3 protein-coding genes are annotated in these 5,826 nt (G+C 46.2%); all 3 read left to right on the top strand.

The features are described from left to right. Positions 1-143 precede the first annotated feature (143 nt). The 3 genes from J7E85_RS33755 to J7E85_RS33745 all read left to right on the top strand — a co-directional run bounded on the left by J7E85_RS33755 (position 144) and on the right by J7E85_RS33745 (position 5,219). Positions 144-1,559 carry an FAD-binding oxidoreductase gene (locus tag J7E85_RS33755; RefSeq protein WP_215164312.1) on the top strand — a complete coding sequence of 472 codons (1,416 nt, stop codon included), beginning with the start codon at positions 144-146 and terminating at the stop codon, positions 1,557-1,559. Continuing rightward, the gene (locus J7E85_RS33750; protein ID WP_215164311.1) at positions 1,552-2,946 is read left to right on the top strand and encodes a (Fe-S)-binding protein; all 1,395 of its coding nucleotides are present in this window, start codon (positions 1,552-1,554) and stop codon (positions 2,944-2,946) included. The genes J7E85_RS33755 and J7E85_RS33750 overlap by 8 nt, the downstream gene beginning before the upstream one ends. A gap of 827 nt (positions 2,947-3,773) precedes the next feature. Beyond that, entirely contained in the window at positions 3,774-5,219 is a 1,446-nt protein-coding gene (locus J7E85_RS33745; RefSeq protein ID WP_215164310.1) for an erythromycin esterase family protein, read from the top strand. Positions 5,220-5,826: the final 607 nt, after the last annotated feature.

Genomic DNA, 5,826 nt, shown 5'->3' with positions numbered 1-5,826 from the left:
TTCTTGAGGAGCCGTACCTTTTTTTATGAGAAGGACTTTTTCAGTGGCCTCCGATGGTTGCGGGGTCCTTTCTGACATCGCAACGATGCGATGCTCTAAAAGAAAGGCAGCCGGCTGGATAACAAAAGGGAGGGAACGTTAATATGTTAGACTCGGCTCTCGCCGCGCAGTTGCGAGCCATTGTCGGCGATACCCACTTCCGGGAAGACAAGGAAGCCCGAATTACCCATTCGTATGACGGGACACCAATGCTGCAGGCAATCCCGGATGCTGTGATCTATCCTAAAAGCACGGAACAAGTTTCCGCCATCATGAAGGTGTTATCCGCCTATAAAGTCCCCTTGATTTCCAGGGGATCCGGTTCCAATTTATGCGGCGGCACCGTCCCGGTGCAGGGCGGGGTCGTCATGGTTATGCATCGGATGAACCGGCTGCTTGAACTGGATACGGACAATCTGGTCGCCAGGGTTCAACCGGGCATCATTACCGCGGACTTTATTAACCATATCGAATCCTTGGGCTTGTTCTATCCCCCGGATCCAAGCAGCATGCGCATTTCGACGATCGGCGGCAATATCGCGGAATGCTCCGGCGGTCTCCGAGGTTTGAAATACGGTACGACCAAGGATTACGTGATCGGACTGGAGGCCGTGCTAGCGAACGGAGAGATCATCCGCACTGGCGGAAAGCTGATGAAAGACGTGGCCGGGTACGATCTGACCAAGCTGCTGGTCGGATCCGAAGGGACGCTGGCGATTATAACGGAGGCGACGCTCAAGCTGATTCCTCCGCCTAAATCCAAAATGACCATGCTTGCCATGTTTCGCGACCTGTATGGAGCCGCTCGCACCGTATCCGCGATTATCGAATCTCGGATCATTCCGGCGACGCTGGAGTTCATGGACAATCCGACCATACGCGTCGTTGACGATTTTGCCAAGCTAGGGCTATCTCTGGATATGGAAGCGATTCTGCTAATCGAACAAGACGGCGATCCCGAAACCGTGGAAAGAGATATTGAGATGATCCGCCGAATATGCGAACGGGAGCAGGCAGACTCGATTCAGGTTGCCGCTGACCGAGAGGAAGCTGAGCGGTTGCTGACGGCAAGAAGAAGCGCGTTTACGGCGCTGGCACGGCTGCGACCGACCACGATTTTAGAGGACGCTACCGTTCCCCGCTCCAAAATTGCCGACATGGTCCGGCGGATCAATGAGATTGCCCAAAAATACAATGTCACCATCGCTACCTTTGGTCATGCTGGCGACGGAAATCTGCACCCGACGGCGACGACGGATGCGAGGGATGCAGAAGAGATTCATCGAGTGGAGCAAGCTTTTGAGGAAATTTTCGCTGCCGCTCTCGAGTTAGGCGGAACCATAACCGGCGAGCATGGCGTGGGCGTGGTGAAAGCCCCGTTCCTTGAATGGAAAATCGGCGCTTCCGGCGTTGAGGTCATGAAGGGGATCAAAAAGGCGTTTGATCCTGACAACATATTAAATCCGGGCAAAATGTTTGCCAAGGAAACCAAGAAAAGGGTGATTATCCATCATGGCTAGTCAAACCAACACGCAAATCAATTTGCAGCCGAACGCTCAAGCAAGCCTGGACAAGAAACCGAAAATCGATCACGCCAATCCTTTGGCCCGCACCTTGCTCGAAAAGCTGGATTACGATCAATTGACCAACTGCATGCGCTGCGGTTTTTGCCTGCCGGCATGCCCTACTTTCAGGGAAACCGGCGTGGAGCCGGAGTCGCCGCGCGGGCGCATCGCTTTAATGAAGGCCGTTGTTGACGGACTGATGGAGCCTGATGGCATGTTCCGAGACCAGATGAACCACTGCCTCGGCTGCAGGGCATGCGAACCGGTATGTCCGGCCGATGTGAAATACGGTCAACTGATTGAGAAGGCCAGGGATGCGATCGAGGATCATCCGAACCACTCGCTCCCAGTCAAAGGAATGCGCAAACTGTTTTTTAACGGCATATTCCCGCATCGCAACCGTTTGAAGGTACTTGGCGGAGCGATGAAATTTTATCAGAAATCCGGATTGCGGCGCGTTGCAAGAGGAACCGGCATGATGAAGCTGTTTCCTCGCCACTTGCAACAAATGGAGAGCATTTTACCTGACGCTGGCGCACATGGAGTCGTGGAGAAGCTTGGGACCGTGTATCCGGCCAAAGGCACGCCAATAGCCCGCGTCGCATTGTTCCGAGGCTGCATTATGGATGTGATGTTTGCCGAGACGAATTGCAATTCCGTTAAACTGCTGTCCGAAGCAGGGTTTGAGGTTGTCATTCCTCCCGAGCAGGTCTGTTGCGGAGCGCTGCATGCCCACAGTGGAGAAATGGAACTGGCCAGAGATTTGGCAAGAACGAATGTCAAGGTATTCAAGGAAATGAATGTGGACTACATTGTTTCCAATGCCGGCGGCTGCGGCGCCTTGCTGATCGAATATGATCATTTGCTGCACGAGGATGCGGTTTGGAAAGAACAAGCGTCTTGGTTTGAAAGCAGGGTGGTGGATATCAGCAAGCTGTTGCTGGAACACGGAAGGCTTCCATCCTTTGCCGAATCATCGGCCTCAGTCCACGAACCTATCGTGGTAACTTATCAGGATTCGTGCCATTTGCGAAACGTCATGCGTAACGGTGCAGCCCCGAGGCAGCTCATCCGTCAGGTGGGCAATGTGATCTTCGAAGAGATGAAAGAGGCGGATCGCTGCTGCGGGTCGGCCGGCATCTACAATGTGACGCATCCGGAAATGGCAGGTCAAATCCTGGAGCATAAGATGGAGAACGTTAACGCTACCGGGGCGCGATACCTGTTGACCAGCAATCCGGGCTGTTTGCTGCAGATGAAGCTGGGCGTAGAAAAGCACGGCAACACCGATAAGATGGAAGTGCAGCATGTGGTGGATTTTTTATATGAACGATTAATTTGAACCGATTCTTCTAAACTCTATTAATGAAAAAGAAGACTTTGATCGCTTTGCTCACTTCACTAGCATTACAAGTGTATTGCCAGAAAGTGTTGAAGCAGAGCAGATCAACACATAAAATGGTTGGAACTCCCGCGATAACAATCATTATGAGTGCTTTGAGTCAAAAGTGAAGTGTGGAAAAGGGTAGAGATTTGAAATGTAGTAATTATCAGGAAATTCGATTAAAGGACCAACGGTTAAATTTAAATATGCCCAGCCAAAAATTCTATTCTACTTACGGAGTCGATTCTCTAAAAAAGGCACATCGCGTATGGGGTAGAATCATCTCAAGCAGTTCAACCCGAATTTGGTACACTGACATTAATTATAAGGAAACCCGTTACTGTCTCAAACTTGGGAGAATAACGGGTTTCCGACCTCGACTAGAATTTCTTTTAGTTGGTTGTTGATGATACCACAACCCGGCAATTCACCTTGTTGTGTCGGTGCGACAATTAACATAAAAAAAGGGGTTACACTACGATATAATTCGCCGAGAAGAAGATGTCGGGGGACAAGAACATGGTCCCTTTGAAAGTCGCTATTAGCGGCTTTTTTCATTTTATCGGTACAAGTTCTTGTCCCGAGTCAAGGACAAGAACTTGTATACCGATTGCCGAAAAGGACAAGAACATCGTCCGATTACCGATTAGGATAAGCACTTAACTACATTTCACTGCTCTAGATCATCAACTAACGAGAAGGATTACTCAATAACATTATAGAATTCCTTATATGGGATTTTATGTTATAGGCACTTATTTACTATGGAGAGGAGAGTTACAGCAATGAGGCGATTTATTTTAGCATTGGTGAGCGTTATATCGATATTACTTACTGCTTGTTCTAGTCAACCAGTTGATCTAACTAATAAACTAGAGAAATATGCTGTACCCGTTAATCAATTGACAGTACCCGATGGTGTCCAAATTATTGGTTTAGGCGAAGCAACTCATAACAACGGTGAATTCCAGTCTGTACGGCTTGATGTATTTAAGGTGCTTGTTGAAAAGTATGGGGTTCGAACATTCGTATTAGAAGAGGATTTTGCTAATTCAGAATTAATGAATCGGTATCTATCGGGCGAGGAAATCGAGCTGCAAGAAGCATGGGAAAAATGGTTTCCCTTTTACCATACACAAGAAATGTCTGAATTATTTGAGTGGATGCGAGAATATAACCGTTCCGCATCTAGTGAAGAACAGCTTCAATATTGGGGCATGGATGTTCAGCGATCAGAACTGATGATACCCACACTTGATAATTATTTAAAAGAGGTGGATCGTGAACTCTCCAAAGAGCTTAACCGTATACAGGTCGGCAGTTTTGACCTGTGGGAAATATCGAATCAATTACTCGGCGATATCATTACTCCAATCAGTGAACGTGCATTGACTAAAAGTGATTATAAACAGCTACAACGACAATGGAGTCCACTGATCCAAAAGGATGTTCAGCTTATTGAACAATTGATACACCGGATGGATATGAATGCTGATCTTCTTATCGCCAAATCCAGTAAACAAATGTATGAGGCCGCAATGCAGAATATCCAGTCTATTTATGTTACCTACTCAGTGATCAATGACTCTTTGCTTCGAGATTTTAGCGAGGGGAATGGGTATCTTCACTTTGTTTCCTCTTCAAACCATCGTGATAAAGCCATGAAGGAAACGGTAGACTGGATTTTAAACCAAGCGAATGGACCCGTTCTAATTGCAGGTCATAATGGTCATATCTCGAAAAAGAATAGAGCTACCGCTTACAATTTTGTTAATGCAGCAAAAGATGAAAATATTAATGTAGATAGCAAAATGCTTAAACTTACATATATAGGTGAGCTTCTGGAGGAAAGTTATGGCGATGCTTATTATGCTATCGGAACATCCTTTAATGAGGGCGTATTAGCAGCAGACTCAAAGATTATGACGGATCCAAATCCGCCTACCTTCACTATTCATAGTGATAATTTATTACTAAATTCATTGAAGCAATTGCCGGCGGATCGTTATTTCTTGGATTTTGATCGTGCGAAGCAAGATGAGCAATTAAACCGGCTAATCTCCAAGGATGAGTTAAAGATGCCTTATGTAGGTAGCCTAAATGGTGTTGATTTGAATGATCCTAATCATCGTAAGATAGAAAACTACTATTCAGGCATGATTTTAGACGAGTCATTTGATGCATTAATTCATTTTCGCAAGGTAAACGTATTCACACCTTATGAAAGATAACTAATTGAAAGGTAAGTGGTTAGGGGTAACATTAGTGGATGCAGTGATACAGTTGAAAGGGGGTTTTGAAGTATCGTTGTTGGAATATTCGTATCAGGATGAACATAGTAAAGAAAAAATCCAAACAATGATTTCGTTTACACGTCGGAAAATTGCAATGATGATCATGAGCAGATGATGAGGAATAATCAGCTTCAAAGATCAGTTGATCTTTTGTGTTAGAAAATTATTTTTTAAAAACCCGTTGAAGATTTGAATCCAACGGGTTTTATTTTGCTAAACCACCACGACGTTAGTGTCCATATTCAATACACAATCGATAGGAAAAGATCCATAAAAGAAGTGTCTGTGGACAAGAACATAGTTCCATAGAAAGTCGCTAATTTAGCGGCTTTTCGTATTATCAGGTTAGCCAGTTATTACTGGTTGGCCTATTTTTTTTGCTGTTTTACGATGGGGGGAGCCGGGAGAACGAAGGGGCTTTAGAGGCTTTGGACCTCGTAACAAAAACAGTTCTCCCACGACCTCCAAAAAACCATGTTTGAGCTGGTAGGGGCGATAGACCTCGTATAACAAGCGAAGCTATGGGTTTGGAACCATCGTGGAA

Origin of the sequence: Paenibacillus sp. ISL-20 (assembly GCF_018613005.1) — a bacterium.
Taxonomy (GTDB): domain Bacteria; phylum Bacillota; class Bacilli; order Paenibacillales; family Paenibacillaceae; genus Paenibacillus_AQ.
This window is presented reverse-complemented; position numbering and strand designations above follow the sequence as displayed.